The organism is Faecalispora sporosphaeroides DSM 1294, assembly GCA_000383295.1.
GTDB lineage: Bacteria > Bacillota > Clostridia > Oscillospirales > Acutalibacteraceae > Faecalispora > Faecalispora sporosphaeroides.
Genome location: KB911066.1, coordinates 661,389 through 675,765 on the forward strand (window position 1 = coordinate 661,389; position 14,377 = coordinate 675,765).

The window sequence follows — 14,377 nt, forward strand, 5'->3', positions numbered from 1 at the left end:
CGGTGTGAAAATTGTATGGAGGTATATTGACAATGAAAAAAATTCTTTCTCTGTTATTGGTTGCGGCCCTTTCCGTTTCGGCTCTGGCAGGATGCTCCAACGGCTCTTCCGCCAGCAGCGCGGCGGCGGCTTCGGAGCCCGCTTCTTCCGCAGCGGAGCTGCAAACCATTAAGATCGGTGCATCCCCCACGCCCCACGCGGACATTCTGAAGAAGGCCAACGAGCTGCTGAAGGACAAGGGCTACCAGCTCGACATTCAGGAATTCAACGACTATGTGCAGCCGAACCTTGCGCTGGAGAACAAAGAGCTGGACGCGAACTACTTCCAGCACATCACCTACCTGAACGACTTCAATAAGGAAAAGGGTACCCACCTTGTTTCTGCGGGAGACATTCACTATGAGCCCTTCGGCATCTATGCCGGCAAAACCAAATCTTTGGATGCGCTGAAGGACGGCGCGACCATCTCTGTTCCGAACGACACCACCAACGAAGCCCGCGCACTGCTGCTGCTGCAGGATCAGGGCCTTATCAAGCTCAAGGACGGTGCAGGCATCACCGCTACCAAGAACGACATTGTCGAGAACAAGAAGAACCTGAAGATTCAGGAAATCGAAGCGGCCCAGACCGCCCGTTCCCTGCCCGATGTTGACCTTGCCGTCATCAACGGCAACTACGCCATCGCCGGCGGCCTGAAGGTTGCCGATGCGCTTGCCGCCGAGGCCGATACCTCTTTGGCCGCCACCGCATACGTGAATGTAATCGCCGTACGTGACGGCGATCAGAACAACCCGGGCATCAAGGCTTTGGTTGAAGTTCTGAGAGGCGACGATATCAAAAAGTATATCGAAGACACCTACGCGGGCGCCGTTGTCCCTGCGAAATAAGCCTTCCTTTCAAAAAACAGTCCGGTTTTCCCCACGGTGTCATAGGGACATTTTCTAAAACCGTGGAGAATTGAGCGGTATGCATCGGCAGTCAGTGAGTATTCGCTGGCTGCTGATTACTTTTATGCGACCTCAGATGGCTTTTGTTGTGTGGATTCATTAGTTTGTAACTCAATTACGTTGTCCAGCAGTCCGATATCCCGATAGTAAATGCTGATTTCCTGCATAGCGGTGCGAGACCATTTTTCTGTGCGTTCGCCGACTTCTATTCGCTCAATGAAGAGACGCAGGACTTCAGAAATCAATTCATCAATCTTCGTATATTGCTTTGCCTTATCAATAAATGCGCTCACAATTCTGATTGGAAGCGACTCTTGCACCGCTTTCCGCCTTGATTCTTGCAGAGGCTTTCCCCTTTTTACTTCAGTCTTTCGCATACCATTCGTTTGTAATGTGGCGTTTAGGAAAGGTTGCGAGAAATATGAAAAAACATTGCAACCAAGCGGGTTTGCGGCTGATTGCTCCCTTCAAGAGTTAAGCCATATAAGCCTGCTTACCACGATTTTTTCTGCAAACCGGGTGAAAAAGCTAAAGTCAGTCAAATGCTACTAACCTTTTACACTTTAAGAATAACATATATCTAAGGGGATACCCTGCTGCTTCAATGCGGCAGGGCATCCCCTTGTTCTATTTCTATGACAAAGGAGGTTCTGCCCATGGGAAAACACACACGCATCTACAACAAATTTGCGTATTGGAGTGTTGCGGACTGCGTCTGTACATACTGCCGGCACTACAATCGGAAAAAAGGCTGCATGCTCACGGAGTGCTGCTGGTAAGGGAAGTGCCTCTTGAACGCAAAAGTAATTTGTGCTATATTTTAATAGTTCACAAATGAACTATATTGCTTAAAAGGATATGCTATGAAAAATACGAATTCAGAAGACCTCATCCGCCCGTACTTGCCTTATATGGCGATGGCGTGGAAGTTTGTCAAGTGGTATGATTCCTGCTTTGTGCCGATACAGCAGGAATACAGGCTGACGGCCAATGAGCGGGATATTCTGTTATTTTTGCACAATCACCAAGGGGTTAACACCGCCGCGGACATTGTCAAATACCGCTCTATTTCCAAATCCTTGGTGAGCAAATCGGTAGACAGCCTAATTCAACGCGGTTTTTTGCAGCCGCATCAAGGTTCGGACCACAGGTGTGTCTATTTGAATATAGCGCCCGAGGCTCAGAACGCTGTTATAGAGCTGTCACGCATTCAGCAGCATCTTTTTATGATGCTGGGTGACGGACTGACGGAGGATGAGTGTCGCAGCTTAAATTCTGCACTGAAAAAAATGGGGGATAACGTTGAGCGTTACTCCCGAAAGGGGTAATTCACTTGCAACAGGACAAAAATACGCAATTGGCAACACAAAGCATCGGAAAGCTGTTGTTTAAGCTTTCCATTCCGGCTGTGACCGCGCAGCTAATTAATATGCTGTATAACATGGTGGATCGTATGTATATCGGACGCATACCCGATGTGGGGGCGCTGGCGCTCACCGGCATGGGTGTCTGCATGCCCGTCATTCTGTTGATTTCCGCCTTCGCGGCACTGGTCAGCATGGGGGGCGCACCCCGCGCCTCCATCAAAATGGGAGAGGAAAATCATGAGGAGGCTGAGCGCATACTTGGCAACTGCACGAGTACGCTTCTTGCAATATCCTTGGTGCTGACGGTGGTATTTCTTACCTTTGCAGAGCCGCTTCTTCTGCTCTTTGGCGCCAGCGCGGACACCATCGGCTTTGCCCTGGATTATATGCGTATCTATGTGATGGGAACAGTGTTTGTCCAACTGGCACTGGGGCTCAACGCATTTATCACAGCGCAGGGCTTCGCCGTCACCAGCATGCTGACGGTTCTCATTGGCGCGGTGCTGAACATTGTGCTTGACCCCATCTTTATCTTTGCTTTTGATATGGGGGTGAAGGGCGCAGCGCTTGCCACGGTCATTTCGCAGGCGGTTTCTGCCGTATGGGTAGTGCGCTTTTTGCGGGGCAAAAAATCTACTTTGCGCCTACACCTGAAAAATATGAAACCGGATCTGCCTGTGATTCTCCCCTGCCTTGCACTGGGGTCGGCCCCCTTTATCATGCAGGCCACTGAGTCGATTCTGATGATTACATTTAACACATCTCTGCAAAAATACGGCGGCGATATGGCAGTGGGCGCCATGACTATCCTCAGCACGGTCATGCAATTCGCTTTATTGCCACTGATGGGGCTTTCACAGGGAGCGCAGCCTATTATCAGCTATAACTACGGCGCCAAAAACGCCGAGCGGGTAAAAGCGGCTTTTATTGCTTTGCTGAAAGTATCCATTCTGTTTTCCGTCTGTCTCTGGCTTGCGGTTCAGTTGTTCCCACAGATATTTGCAAATATTTTCACATCCGATACTGTGCTTGTGGCATACACCGCTCAGTATTTACGGATTTATATGGCAACAAGCGTTGTAATGGGTGTGCAGCTTGCCTGCCAGCAGACCTTTATCGCCATTGGGAATGCCAAAACCTCGTTGTTTTTGGCGTTGCTGCGCAAAGTGTTTTTGCTTATCCCGCTTATTTATATGATTCCCGTATGGATGGCGGATAAAGTGACAGCCGTTTTTCTGGCGGAGCCTGTCACCGACTTTATTGCGGTAACAGTGACGGTGATTCTGTTTGCTTTGCAGTTCCGAAAGGCCTTGCGCGGTATGAGGGCTTCCGCATAGCTATCAGCATTGCCAGCTTTTTAAGATTGATGGCAGCAAATTTAAGCTTCACCCAATTCGTCACTTGAGTTAAGCCCTTGTAGAGCGTGTAGCGCATCCCATATTTCACCTTTGCATCGGCGAACACCCGCTCAATGGTTTCTTTTCGCCTTTGGTAAAGCTCTTTGTATTTCAGTGTGTGCCTAACGTCTTCCGCCATCTCTACATAATCCTGCCACACATGCCGCGTCACCGTTTTCGTACAGTTCTGACTTTCGGTGCACTGAGAACGAGAGAGGCATTTCTCACAAATACAACTCCGGCTTTTGTATTCTCGGTATCCCTCACGATTGGTTGTCGCGTTATGTGGACGTAGGCTTTCTTGTTCAGCTCGCTGATGGTCGAGGGGGATACCTTGCTGCCCCACAGTGCCTCCGTAATATCCTCCACCCGGTGTACGGATACTCCCGCCAGGTACATCTCAATCAGAGCCTCCTCCACGCTGCTTTCTCTGCGGCGATACCGCTCAATGATTGCCGTCTCAAAGGGTACGCCTTTCAGCCGGGGCACATTCAAGGTCACATCTCCGGAACTGGTGGTCAGATTGCGCTGGTAGTGGCCGCTGCGGTAAGCCTGCCGCTCCTTGCTGCGCTCGTAACGCGCGGCCTGCGTCAGCTTCTGCGCCTCTGCTTCCAGCAGACCGTTCAGTGTTTCCTCCACGCTGCCCCGAACCAATTCTTTAATTTGCCCCTTGATTACTTCCTCGTTTAACTGTACAAATTTTCGGACATGGTTTGCTGTCTCCTTTCAGAATGGTGTGTGGTAACTTCATTCTATCAAAGACTGCATACTATGTCTCTTTTTATTCCATTTTCAATTTACGTTACGCAATGTATTCTACCTCCACCCGTGGGCTTCTCCGGACTGTTTTTTGATGTCAATCGATGTGAAACAGCAAGCCTTCTCCACTTCTACGGGGGAACTTCAATGGCGCTTTGAACAATACATTACAAATTAATAAAAAAATTGAAAAAATGATAAAATAGGATTGACCCTGACGCGGCGTTATAGCTTATGATACTCTTTGAAAGGAGGAATTCCCACATGAACGCCAACGAGGTTGCGGGCCTGACCGGCCTGAGCGTGCGCACGCTGCATCATTACGATGCAATCGGGCTGCTGTGCCCGCGGCGGAATCCGGAAAACGGGTACCGGGAGTATTCCGAAGAGAATCTGGATCGTCTGCAGCAGATCCTGTTCTTTCGGGAATGCGGGTTCCCCCTTTCCGTCATCCGCGAGCTGCTGGAAAATCCCGAATTTGACCGGGAACAGGCCTTTCAGGTGCAAAAAGCGTACCTGGTGCACGAGCGCCGGCGGATCGACACCATGCTGGACACTCTGCTCAAAACACACAAAACATGGAAAGGAGATATCACCATGACGCCGAAAGAAAAATTTGAGGGTTTTGATTTTTCAAAGAATCCCTATGAAGAAGAAGCGCGGCGCCGCTGGGGCGACGAAACGGTTCAGAAAAGCAGCTCCATGCTTTCCGCTCTGGGAAAAGAGGAACAGGAGAAAATCGCGCGGCAGATGGAAAACATCTTTTGCACGCTTGCACAGTGCCGTCAGCTTCCGCCGGATTCCCCCGAGGTATTGGAAAAAGTCGGGGAGTTTTATCATTTTCTGAACGACAATTTCGGCCATCACTATTCGCCGGAAGCCTTCACGGGTTTGGGCCAAATGTATGTGGACGACCCGCGCTTCACCGAAAACATCGACCAATACGGCGAGGGCCTCTCGGCCTTTCTGGCACAGGCCATGAAGCACTATGCCGACACTTTGAACTAACGGCACCGAGTGATAACAGGGAAAGGATTTGCCCCTGCAAAACAAATTCAACAATACAAAGCGGGAGCGAGCCCTTTTCATAGGGCACACTCCCGCTTTTTCTTTATGATATAGAATGGAAAAGGAAATCAGTCCTTTACAAAGGTGCCTTGATCCAGCTCCAGAAACGCCTGCTGCAGCTCCTGACGGGTGTTCATCACAATCGGCCCGCCCCAGACAATCGGTTCTTTCAGCGGAGGGCCGCTGAACAGCAGAAAGCGCACGCCCTGCGCGCTTGCCGTAACCGACAGCTCTTCTCCCTCATGGAACAAAACCGCGTGCTTTTCCTGAACCGTTCCATCCTGCTCGGCAAAGCTGCCTTCCCCGCGCACCACATACACAAACACCGTATCCGCCGTGGGAACGGTCAAGCTCCATTCGCAGCCGGGGTTCAGCGCAACGTCCAGCATCGTCATCGGAACAAATTCGCCCTGCCCAGGGCCGGCTGTGCCCTGGTAGCTGCCGGCGATCACACGGGTGGTGCCCGCCTCTGTTTCTACCGCAGGTACCTGCTCGGCACGAATATCATGATATTTGGGGGCTGTCATTTTAGCTTTGGCCGGCAGGTTCAGCCAAAGCTGTACTCCCAGCATGCGGGGGCTTTCCTTCGGCATCTCCTGGTGCAGAATGCCGCCGCCCGCCGTCATCCACTGGCAGCAGCCGTTATCAATACTGCCCCGATTGCCCAAACTGTCGCCGTGCTCGATGGTTCCCTCGATCAGATAAGTGACCGTTTCGATTCCCCGATGCGGATGCCACGGAAATCCTTTCACATAATCGGCCGGATCGGTGGAATCAAATGCGTCCAGCATCAGGAACGGATCAAAATCCTCTACGTCCGGGCGGCTGATCACGCGTACCAGACGCACCCCCGCGCCGTCATATTGTGTATTCCCGGTAACTGTTTTACGAATGGTTCTTCTCATGCTGTTTCCCCTTTCCGTCCTCTTGGTTTTTTGATTAATTATGATAATCATTCTCATGTTATTGTATTATAACACACTGTTCCTGATTTTGCCAGACCTTACTTTCCGTTACCGAAGGATGACATTTCTCGTTCTTTGTGGTATATTATAATTAGAAAGGATGAGTGCCGATGGAAAAAATGATACCGCGGGAAAAAATGAGCAAATCGCAGCGCAGAAAGCTGGATCTGCAAAAGCGGGCCGGTTGGGGCGGACTGAATCCCATAACCAGAAGAATGCCGAACGGTAAGGCATATAACCGAAAAAAGATTCAAAAGGGAGTGGATGATGTGTTCCGCCGTTTTGAATCTTTTTCTTTTTGCCTTATTTCAGCAGGGCCTCTTCCCATTCTTTCTCCCGAAAGCCGACCAGCACGGTTTCTCCATCCGTCAGAATCGGCCGCTTAACCAGCATTCCGTCGGTGGAAAGTAGCGCCAGCTGCTGCTCCTCACTCATTTCCGGCAGTTTTTGGGAAAGTGCCTGCTCCCGGTAGGCCATGCCGCTGGTATTGAAGAATTTTTTCAGCGGAAGCCCGGATGCGCGGTACCACCGTGTCAGCTCCTCCTGTGACGGATTCTGCTCCTTGATATTCCGCACCTCAGCGGAAATTCCGTGCTCCTTCAGCCAGCGTTCGGCCTTTTGGCAGGTGGTGCATTTGGGGTAACACACAAATAAGCGCTCCATTATTTTTCCTCCTGTTCTTCTATTACATACTGCACCCGGCCAACAATTCCGGATTCCAGCATCACCTTTATGCCGTGGGGATGGCTCGGGCTTTTTGTGAGCAGGCGTGCAACCCGCCCCCGCGTCAAACGTCCCGTCGGCTGATCCTGCTTTTGAACGACGTCTACCAATGAACCAACCGCTATATTTTTTCTTTGCTTTCCATCCATGGATTTGTTACTCCTTTTTATTTTCAACAAAAGATTATTTCATTTTCTTTTTTGGGCTGATTGTTTTTACGGCTTACTTGAAGAAAGCGATATTCTGAAAGAGTTGGTTTTCAGCGGATGCCCCGCGTGGGATTCCGCTTACGCGGGCTTGCCCCTCTTGCCGGGTTGGACAGAGATAAAAAGGAATCCAAACAGCTTGCGTCTGAGATGATTATAACACAAATTCCATCCATTCCCAAACCCCTTCCGCAAAACCGCCGTATTTGAAGACCCCAAGCTCTCTTTCTGTGATATTTCTCACATGTTTCTGCAAAAGACTCTCTCCAATTGCAGGATCTTATCATACAGAAATTTCAGGAAGGGAAATATTGACAGAAAAACGCCTCGTTTTTCTGCTCCCTTTTGGGCCGTTATCCCGTGACAAACCGCTCTTTTCGTTGTATAGTAATACACATTGACAGTTTTTTCGTTCGATGCCATTTCAGGCCTTGTTTCTGAAAAATCTGATCGGCGCTTTGCATCTCAGTCTAATGGACAACGGCGCTCTCTTCGCCGCTACAGCTCCCGTACCCTTGCCCAAATACAGCTTTAAAGGAATTGGTGTGATTTTGTTGCACAGCAAAACGCTTCTCATCATAAAACAGCGAACCTCTCACTTACTGGAACAGTATCTTTCCGGAAAAAGCATCCATTACCAGCAGGTTCTTGCGCTGGCTTTGCCCGTTTTTTTAGAGCAGGCCTTTATTCTGGGCATCAATTTTTTTAACACAGCTCTCATCAGCACCGCGGGCGTTGCGGCAATCAGCGCCGTAAACATGGTAGATTCGCTGAACCTGCTGATGACGACGATTCTGGTGGCGGTAGCCACCGGCGGCACGGTCGTAGTGGCGCAGTACCAGGGCAGCCGCAATCAGGAGATGGTGTCGCGCTCGACCGAGCAAACGGTGGCCGCGGTTCCCCTTCTGGCAATCGGCCTGGGTGTGGTGCTCATTCTGTTCCGCGACCCGATTTTGTGGCTGCTGTTCGGCAGCGCCGACGCAGACGTTTTTTCAAACTCACGGCTCTATCTTTTGGGCAGTGTTCTTTCTTACCCCGCGTTTGGCCTGTATCAGGGCTGTGTCTGCTGCCTGCGCGGCGTAGGGCGCACCCGGCCCGCTCTGGCGCTTACTTTGATCACCAATGTGTCTTACGTTCTTTTGAATCTTCTGTTTATTTCTGTCTTCCACTGGGGCGTGATCGGGATGGCCGTTGCGGTAAACATCGCGCGCGGCCTGGGTGCGGCCTGTTCGCTTCTCTTTCTCATCCGCCTGGATGATACCCTCCATTTTGATTATCGGGGCGCGCTGCGCCTGAATCAGGATATTCTGAGACGGATCATGTACATCGGCCTTCCCTTCGCGGCGGAACAGGTATTTTTCAACGGCGGCAAGCTGCTGACGCAAACTTATATTGTCGCTCTGGGCACTTTGGCAATCACGGCGAACGCCATCGCCTGGTCGATCATCATGGTGTTACAAATTCCCAGCAACACCGTCAGCCAGGTTGCCGTAACGATTATCGGCCAATGCATGGGCCAGCGGCAGATTGACGATTCCCGCAAATTTATACGGACATTTGTGATCCTCTCGAGCGTATTCTATTTGATAATGCTGCTGCTTGTACAGCCGATGCTGCCCGGCCTGATCGGCGTTTTTAACCCGCCGGAGCAGATCATCCCCGAAGTCCGGCGCATCGTGATCGTGACCGCGATCGCCATGCCCTTCGTGTGGTCGCTCAGCTTCATCATTCCCGCCTCCATCCGCGCGGCGGGCGACGCCAAATTCAGCTCGGTTGTTTCTCTTTGCTGCATGTGGACGTTTCGCGTTGCCGGCGGCTGGCTGCTGGCTATTCCGCTCGGCTTCGGACTCATCGGCATTTATCTGGCGATGATCCTCGAATGGGCAATCCGGGCAGGGATTTTCCTGTTCCGGGTGAAGGGAAACAAATGGTATGCGCATCACCTGATCGATTAAACGCCCCAAAACTGGAAAGGATATCTTATGAAACCGGAATATACCCTCATCCGCTCCAGCCGCAAGACCCTTTCGCTGGAGATTACGCGAGACGCCGCCGTGGTAGTGCGCGCCCCCATGCGCTGCCCGCAGAGGGAGATCGATCTGTTTGTCGCCCAGCGGGAAGGCTGGATTCGATCCGCTCTGGAACGGCAGCGCAGCCGCATAGAACAGCATCCGGAGCCGAGCGATGCACAGCGTGAGCAGCTCATTCGGCGCGCAAAAGAGATCCTGCCGGAACGGGTGGCCCACTATGCCGGCCTGATGGAGCTGCGCCCCACCGGCATTACGATCACGGGGGCGGTTTCCCGCTTTGGCAGCTGCAGCCCCAAAAACCGCCTTTGCTTTTCCTGGCGGCTGATGCAATACCCGATGCGCGCTGTGGATTACGTTGTGGTACACGAGCTGGCACATATCCGCCATAAAAACCACGGCAGGGATTTTTATGCACTGGTGCAATCCATTCTGCCGGATTACCGGGAGCGTTGGCAGATGCTGAAAGATTGATGCTGTTTGGAAGATAAAATGCTGAAAGCAATCATTTTTTTGTATAGAAAATGAGCAAAATCCATTGACATAGCATACAACTTATGGTATCATAACTCTCGCACCTTGTGTTGGAGGGGTGTCCGAGTGGTTTAAGGAGCTAGTCTTGAAAACTAGTGATCCCGCAAGGGACCAAGAGTTCGAATCTCTTCCCCTCCGCCATTCGTAAAAAAGCTGACAAGCTTTTCAATAAAATAGATTCGGAGAAATACCCAAGTGGTGAAGGGGCTCCCCTGCTAAGGGAGTAGGTCGGGTAACCGGCGCAAGGGTTCAAATCCCTTTTTCTCCGCCAAAGTCCGCATTAACGCTCAGTTTTTGCGGGCTTTTCTTTTGCCTGTAAAATGGCACCACATGGTATAAGAAAATATAAAATTTCTTTCTATTCCCACTAAAAATTGCCCATAAATAGAAGAAATCCCTCGTAATTGGACTTACTCCAGCTATGAGGGATTGTCATTTGCTATGGTAAAACCGAATTCACAGCCACTTTTTCTTTTTGAAAAACAGGAGCATTACAATACTGACGGCCGCCATCACCGCCCAAACGGCAGGATACCCCCACGGCTGATTCAGTTCGGGCATGTACTTAAAATTCATCCCATACACACCCGCAATAAAGGTAAGCGGAATGAAGATGGTGGAAATGATGGTCAGCACCTTCATGATTTCGTTCATACGATAGCTGATGTTGGAGAAATGCAGATCGGCCAGGCCGGACAGCAAATCTCGATAAGTTTCGGTAGAATCGATGGCCTGCACGATATGATTGTAAACATCCCGCAGGTACGGCTCCGTTTCGGTGTGAATCAGCTCGCTCGATTCCTTGTCCATCAGCGAGGCCACGTTGCGCAGCGGCCAGATATGCCGGTTCACCCGCAGCAGATTTTTCTTGATCGCCCGAATTTGCAGCAAATGCTGCTTTGTGGTTCGCTCCATGATGCTGTCTTCCAGATCGTCGATCTGCCCGCCGATCGTTTCGAGCACGTCGAAATAGCCGTCAACAATGGCATCCATCAGCAGATAGGCCAAATGATCCGCCCCCATGGAACGCACACGCGCATCGGCCTGAATACGCCTGCGGATACTCTCGAACACATCCCCCTGGGTATCCCCAAAGGTGAGCACATAATTGCGGCCAAGCAGAATGTTGGTGTGCTCCACCGTAAGAACGTCGCCGGCAAAATAAATCATTTTCGTCACGATGGAAAGAAACCCGTCGTACTCCTCCACCTTGGCCCGCTGAAACTGATTGCGCAGATTGTGAATGACCAGCGGATGAATACGAAAAACGGCTCCGATCTCATTCAGCAGCTCTTCGCTGCAGGGGCCGTCCACATTGATCCACCGCGCGTGTTTTTCAGCAATATCGGCCAGAGAATCCAGGTGTGGTGCGGACGAAAAATCCCAAAAGAAACGATCGCATGCATCCTTACTGTAATCAAAAATCTCAATTGACGGCCATTCTCCGGATTTCTCCAAGCTGTTTTCTTGCTCCATTGGCACAAAATCCTCCCTGTTTCGCCCTTCCTGCATTTTATATTTTTACGCATTCCGCCTGTTTCTTCCGCCGCGAATGGATTTCCTTCTAAGTCGCGGCTCCTGCCCGTTTTCCTTTTGCGGCAGGCGGCTTCTTATCGCTATGGGATATCGATCAAATGGCAAAGCCGGTATCTTAAGTCGCTATGCGGCTATTATACCACAAATTTACAGGGAAATATCTACACCAAGAACCAAATGGTACGTGTACGGTTCCATATTTACGGTCATTTCAAGCGATTCTGAGCCTTGCTTTGTGCCGCGAGGCATGCTGTTCTATATTAGCCGCACGAAGCAACCGGATTCCGTTTGCTTTCGGGCCGATGGTTCTGCACCCTCTCATATGCCCGGGGCTTCGCCTCGGCATGCGGTTTGTAGCCGTGTTTCATTCCGTTTCAGAGCGCTTTTTGCCTATGCTTTTCAGCACACCCGTATCGTATGATTTTCCCTTGTCAGGAGAAAATAATTTGCGGACCATCTGGTAAATTTAACATCTTAGCTGTAAAATTAAGGAAGCCTGGTATTTATTGAGGCTGATAAGGAAAGAATTTCAACTGATACCACAAAAAGAAAGGGTGTACGTTTATGAAAGCAATGCTTGACAGATCGGGCTGTATTTCCTGCGGACTTTGTGCAGAAACCTGTCCGGAAGTATTTCGCATGGCAGATGACGGCGTGGCAGAGGTTTACCAGGAGGACGTTCCGGAGAGCGCGGAGGCGACTGCCGTTGAAGCGCAGGAAGGGTGTCCTGTTTCCGTTATCACGGTTGATTGAGTTTTCTGGAAAAGCTGCGGCGGCCATTGATGAGGCCGCCGCAGCTTTTTGATGGGAACACGTTATTTCTCTTTCAAAAACATCGTTTTCAGCAAATGCTTTCCGGTTTCTGTGCGAAACAATGTCGACAGAACATTGCGAACCGCCTGTTCGCTCAGCGCGTCCTCATAGGCGTTTACGAGAAAATCCGCCTCCACCAGAATCTGGTGATCTATTTGCTGAATATTGCCATAAGTATGATGATGCCCCACCAGCCAGCAAACACGGTCTACAAACGGCTCCGGGTAACCGAGCTGCCTTAAAAGCGCCCCAGCCTCCGGCGGGCCCTCAAGCTCCTGATACTTCCCCGAGCTGCTGCGGTATTTTTCCTCGCTGTTTTTGATCCCAATATCATGCACCAGAGCCGCAATCTCAAGAATTTCCTGCGTGTCGGGATCAATGCGCTCCATTTCTCCAATGAGCTTGGCGAAATGGTATACCTTAATAAAATGCTGAATGCGTTTCGGGTCACCGGCGTAATAGTTGATCATGGCGACCGCAACCTGCCGCGTGCTGCTCATGCCTGACTCCCTCCTTTTCACTGCCCTGCCGTTCTGTTATGCGTACAGATTCCTCTAAAAAATCTCCGGTGCCGGGCGGCGTCTGTTTTGCGGGAAAAGCGGGCGCGACCCTTCGGCCGTCCGCGCGGAACAGCGATTCTTTTCTTCCTTTATACCACACCTGCGGCATTCCCGCAACCAGATCACGCAATCATTTGCTAAAGATTTTGTAAAGGTTCAATCGGCCTGCTCCTGTACCTTTCGGCGGATCAGCTCCAGATTGGATTTCAGGCGTTCGTCCGCGGGCCTCATTTCGCAGGCCTTTTCCGCAAGATTCTGGGCCTTTTCATACAGACCCAGATAATAGGCGGAGACAGCCCCCAGATCGTACGGCTCCGCTCCCCAGCATTCCGGCTCCGTCAGATAGCTCCCGCTCTTTCGCGTGATCGAAAGCGCCGACCGCACCATGGTGTACACCAGCGGCCAGTTCTTTTCCCCATAGGCCAGTCTGGCGAACGCCAGATACGGCTCGCGCACCGTGGGGCATTCCTCCACCGCGCGAAACAGCCATGTCGTAGCCGCCCTGCCATCCCGCAAGCTTTCATAGCTCTGCGCGATCAACCGCATGGCGGCGCTTCTCTCTTCGCCCCACCGTGCCGTCGGAAGCTTTAAATAGCGTTTGAGCGTCTCAATTGCCGATTCGTATTCCCGGTAATACAAATACTCTCGGCCGAGCCAGAACATGGCTCTGTCGTCGAACGGGTTTTCCTTTACCGAAAGCTCCAGCAGGGGCAGGTACTGGCTTCTGGGCTTTGAAAGATCCGGGTAATGGTGCAGAACGAGCTCCTCGATCCACACCTCGTTTTCTCCGCCCTCCCCGGTGTATTCCAAAATCTCATGCACGGGGCGAATCCAGTGAAAATCATGCCGCCGGTGAATCTTTTCTCTTTCGTATTTCTGGTCGGGCGCGCCGTCGGAACGATGATTCCAGATATACGGGTATCTTGCGCGGGTATACGCCGGGCTCCAGGCGGATTCCAAAACCTTTCTCCACCCGGGCTCGTGGATTTCATCCAGATCGATCGACACGCAGATGTCCGCGTCGTCGGGAACATGGGCAAGCGCGCGGTTTCGTGCCTCATCAAACCGCCATGGAACAATTTTTTCTTCATAAACCGCCGCGCCGCGCTCCCGAAGCTTTTCGACCGTACGGTCTGTCGAGCCGGTATCCACCACAATCACCAGATCGGCTTCGCCGACGGAATCCATCCAGCGGTCAACAAACTTTTCCTCATTTTTACTGATTGCGTATACACAAATCTTATATTGGCCCAATCGCATTCTCCCCCTTACTCAAAATCATCTCCTTCTGATAGTATATGACCCGGCTTTGGGGAGAGTGCCGGGGAACGGGCGTTCCATTGAATACTCAGCAAGCTTCAAAACGAGAGCGTTCGTAGCGCGCGGGGAAGTGCCGCCGGTTTGCTGCCGATGTTTCCGTATTCTACAATCGAAATCTTAGACTTATTCTAAAAGTGCCTATTTGTGACTTATTT

General features: G+C 51.2%; 16 protein-coding genes, 2 tRNA genes and 1 pseudogene. 10 read left to right on the top strand and 9 right to left on the bottom strand.

The window, feature by feature from the left end; genetic code table 11:
* The first annotated feature begins 32 nt into the window (after window positions 1-32).
* Window positions 33-887 (top strand): MetQ/NlpA family ABC transporter substrate-binding protein, encoded by an 855-nt coding sequence (locus G340_RS0103350; protein WP_020072248.1) that lies wholly within the window; start codon window positions 33-35, stop codon window positions 885-887.
* Window positions 888-1,009: 122 nt separating this feature from the next.
* Here G340_RS0103350 and G340_RS0103355 read toward each other — a convergent pair whose 3' ends face one another.
* The gene (locus G340_RS0103355; protein WP_326522309.1) at window positions 1,010-1,240 is read right to left on the bottom strand and encodes a DUF4368 domain-containing protein; all 231 of its coding nucleotides are present in this window, start codon (window positions 1,238-1,240) and stop codon (window positions 1,010-1,012) included.
* Between the two features lie 363 nt (window positions 1,241-1,603).
* Here G340_RS0103355 and G340_RS18355 point away from each other — a divergent pair, with 363 nt between their 5' ends.
* From G340_RS18355 to G340_RS0103370, 3 genes are all read left to right on the top strand, one after another.
* Complete coding sequence (locus G340_RS18355) at window positions 1,604-1,726, top strand: hypothetical protein (protein ID WP_020072250.1); 123 nt, start codon at window positions 1,604-1,606, stop codon at window positions 1,724-1,726.
* A gap of 84 nt (window positions 1,727-1,810) precedes the next feature.
* A complete protein-coding gene (locus G340_RS0103365) occupies window positions 1,811-2,275 on the top strand; it encodes a MarR family winged helix-turn-helix transcriptional regulator (RefSeq protein WP_020072251.1) in 465 nt (154 codons plus the stop codon).
* 5 nt (window positions 2,276-2,280) lie between these two features.
* Window positions 2,281-3,651, top strand: a complete 1,371-nt coding sequence (locus G340_RS0103370; RefSeq protein ID WP_020072252.1) for an MATE family efflux transporter — start codon at window positions 2,281-2,283, stop codon at window positions 3,649-3,651.
* On the opposite strand, the gene G340_RS17380 is transcribed toward G340_RS0103370, so the two are convergent.
* Window positions 3,572-4,057 carry a transposase gene (locus G340_RS17380; RefSeq protein ID WP_177309637.1) on the bottom strand — a complete coding sequence of 162 codons (486 nt, stop codon included), beginning with the start codon at window positions 4,055-4,057 and terminating at the stop codon, window positions 3,572-3,574. The genes G340_RS0103370 and G340_RS17380 overlap by 80 nt on opposite strands.
* Window positions 3,994-4,413, bottom strand: a pseudogene (locus G340_RS16305) (IS256 family transposase); the annotation flags it as partial. The pseudogene G340_RS16305 and the gene G340_RS17380, both read right to left, overlap by 64 nt.
* A gap of 321 nt (window positions 4,414-4,734) precedes the next feature.
* Between G340_RS16305 and G340_RS0103380 the strand changes: the two are divergent.
* A complete protein-coding gene (locus tag G340_RS0103380) occupies window positions 4,735-5,478 on the top strand; it encodes a MerR family transcriptional regulator (protein WP_020072254.1) in 744 nt (247 codons plus the stop codon).
* Between the two features lie 128 nt (window positions 5,479-5,606).
* Here the strand turns inward: G340_RS0103380 and G340_RS0103385 are convergent, their stop codons facing one another.
* The 3 genes from G340_RS0103385 to G340_RS0103395 form a co-directional block, all read right to left on the bottom strand.
* A complete protein-coding gene (locus G340_RS0103385) occupies window positions 5,607-6,443 on the bottom strand; it encodes a pirin family protein (protein WP_020072255.1) in 837 nt (278 codons plus the stop codon).
* A 363-nt stretch (window positions 6,444-6,806) separates the two neighbouring features.
* Window positions 6,807-7,166 carry an arsenate reductase family protein gene (locus tag G340_RS0103390; RefSeq protein ID WP_020072256.1) on the bottom strand — a complete coding sequence of 120 codons (360 nt, stop codon included), beginning with the start codon at window positions 7,164-7,166 and terminating at the stop codon, window positions 6,807-6,809.
* A complete protein-coding gene (locus tag G340_RS0103395) occupies window positions 7,166-7,375 on the bottom strand; it encodes a YwbE family protein (RefSeq protein WP_020072257.1) in 210 nt (69 codons plus the stop codon). The genes G340_RS0103390 and G340_RS0103395 overlap by 1 nt, the downstream gene beginning before the upstream one ends.
* A gap of 530 nt (window positions 7,376-7,905) precedes the next feature.
* Here G340_RS0103395 and G340_RS0103405 point away from each other — a divergent pair.
* The 4 genes from G340_RS0103405 to G340_RS0103420 all read left to right on the top strand — a co-directional run bounded on the left by G340_RS0103405 (window position 7,906) and on the right by G340_RS0103420 (window position 10,264).
* The gene (locus G340_RS0103405) at window positions 7,906-9,387 is read left to right on the top strand and encodes an MATE family efflux transporter (protein WP_326522310.1); all 1,482 of its coding nucleotides are present in this window, start codon (window positions 7,906-7,908) and stop codon (window positions 9,385-9,387) included.
* 27 nt (window positions 9,388-9,414) lie between these two features.
* The gene (locus G340_RS0103410; protein WP_020072260.1) at window positions 9,415-9,933 is read left to right on the top strand and encodes a M48 family metallopeptidase; all 519 of its coding nucleotides are present in this window, start codon (window positions 9,415-9,417) and stop codon (window positions 9,931-9,933) included.
* Between the two features lie 112 nt (window positions 9,934-10,045).
* A tRNA-Ser gene (locus G340_RS0103415) sits at window positions 10,046-10,134 on the top strand.
* A 40-nt stretch (window positions 10,135-10,174) separates the two neighbouring features.
* A tRNA-Ser gene (locus G340_RS0103420) sits at window positions 10,175-10,264 on the top strand.
* Between the two features lie 185 nt (window positions 10,265-10,449).
* Here the strand turns inward: G340_RS0103420 and corA are convergent.
* Window positions 10,450-11,469, bottom strand: a complete 1,020-nt coding sequence (gene corA, locus G340_RS0103425; protein ID WP_020072261.1) for a magnesium/cobalt transporter CorA — start codon at window positions 11,467-11,469, stop codon at window positions 10,450-10,452.
* A gap of 633 nt (window positions 11,470-12,102) precedes the next feature.
* On the opposite strand from corA, the gene G340_RS0103430 reads away from it, so the two are divergent.
* Window positions 12,103-12,282: a ferredoxin gene (locus tag G340_RS0103430; RefSeq protein WP_313294210.1), complete on the top strand. Its 180-nt coding sequence runs from the start codon at window positions 12,103-12,105 to the stop codon at window positions 12,280-12,282.
* Between the two features lie 62 nt (window positions 12,283-12,344).
* Here the strand turns inward: G340_RS0103430 and G340_RS0103435 are convergent, their stop codons facing one another.
* The gene (locus G340_RS0103435; RefSeq protein WP_020072262.1) at window positions 12,345-12,842 is read right to left on the bottom strand and encodes an HD domain-containing protein; all 498 of its coding nucleotides are present in this window, start codon (window positions 12,840-12,842) and stop codon (window positions 12,345-12,347) included.
* Between the two features lie 216 nt (window positions 12,843-13,058).
* The gene (locus tag G340_RS0103440) at window positions 13,059-14,156 is read right to left on the bottom strand and encodes a tetratricopeptide repeat-containing glycosyltransferase (RefSeq protein WP_020072263.1); all 1,098 of its coding nucleotides are present in this window, start codon (window positions 14,154-14,156) and stop codon (window positions 13,059-13,061) included.
* Between the last annotated feature and the right edge of the window lie 221 nt (window positions 14,157-14,377).

What these genes read in the sequence shown, in the direction of transcription:
- G340_RS0103430 (WP_313294210.1), top strand. Translation starts at nt 12,103, where the DNA reads ATGCTTGACAGATCGGGCTGTATTTCCTGCGGACTTTGTGCAGAAACC.
- G340_RS0103365 (WP_020072251.1), top strand. Translation starts at nt 1,811, where the DNA reads ATGAAAAATACGAATTCAGAAGACCTCATCCGCCCGTACTTGCCTTAT.
- G340_RS0103390 (WP_020072256.1), bottom strand. Translation starts at nt 7,166, where the DNA reads ATGGAGCGCTTATTTGTGTGTTACCCCAAATGCACCACCTGCCAAAAG.
- G340_RS18355 (WP_020072250.1), top strand. Translation starts at nt 1,604, where the DNA reads ATGGGAAAACACACACGCATCTACAACAAATTTGCGTATTGGAGTGTT.
- G340_RS0103380 (WP_020072254.1), top strand. Translation starts at nt 4,735, where the DNA reads ATGAACGCCAACGAGGTTGCGGGCCTGACCGGCCTGAGCGTGCGCACG.
- G340_RS0103385 (WP_020072255.1), bottom strand. Translation starts at nt 6,443, where the DNA reads ATGAGAAGAACCATTCGTAAAACAGTTACCGGGAATACACAATATGAC.
- G340_RS0103435 (WP_020072262.1), bottom strand. Translation starts at nt 12,842, where the DNA reads ATGAGCAGCACGCGGCAGGTTGCGGTCGCCATGATCAACTATTACGCC.
- corA (WP_020072261.1), bottom strand. Translation starts at nt 11,469, where the DNA reads ATGGAGCAAGAAAACAGCTTGGAGAAATCCGGAGAATGGCCGTCAATT.
- G340_RS0103350 (WP_020072248.1), top strand. Translation starts at nt 33, where the DNA reads ATGAAAAAAATTCTTTCTCTGTTATTGGTTGCGGCCCTTTCCGTTTCG.
- G340_RS0103410 (WP_020072260.1), top strand. Translation starts at nt 9,415, where the DNA reads ATGAAACCGGAATATACCCTCATCCGCTCCAGCCGCAAGACCCTTTCG.
- G340_RS0103405 (WP_326522310.1), top strand. Translation starts at nt 7,906, where the DNA reads ATGGACAACGGCGCTCTCTTCGCCGCTACAGCTCCCGTACCCTTGCCC.
- G340_RS0103395 (WP_020072257.1), bottom strand. Translation starts at nt 7,375, where the DNA reads ATGGATGGAAAGCAAAGAAAAAATATAGCGGTTGGTTCATTGGTAGAC.